The sequence below is a fragment of the Spectribacter hydrogenoxidans genome (genome assembly GCF_031846275.1).
GTDB classification, from domain to species: Bacteria; Pseudomonadota; Gammaproteobacteria; order Nevskiales; family Salinisphaeraceae; genus Spectribacter; species Spectribacter hydrogenoxidans.
In genome coordinates this window covers 1-273 of sequence record NZ_JAVRIB010000063.1, presented here as the reverse complement: position 1 = coordinate 273, position 273 = coordinate 1, and the positions used below count along the sequence as shown (strand labels likewise).

Sequence of the window (273 nt, the reverse complement as noted above, 5' to 3'; positions counted from 1 at the left end):
TGGCGCAGCAAGTACGGCGGCATGGACGCCGCGCTGATGAAGCGGCTCAAGGAGCTTGAGAGCGAAAACCGCCGGCTCAAGGCAATGTACGCCGAGGAGCGGCTCAAGGCCGAGATTCGCCAGGAGGTGATCGAGGGAAAATGGTAAGGCCATCTCAGCGGCGCGAGATGGCCCGACAAATCGTCGCCGCCCGGGGCGTGAGCATCCGACTGGCCTGCGCAGCCCTGTCGATCAGCCGGACCTGTTACCGCTATCAGCCGCGGCTGTCGGCGC

The 273-nt window shown here is 65.6% G+C and carries 1 pseudogene; it reads left to right on the top strand.

Annotation, left to right across the window (positions count from 1 at the left end):
- A pseudogene (locus RM532_RS15885) lies at positions 1-273 on the top strand (IS3 family transposase); the annotation flags it as partial.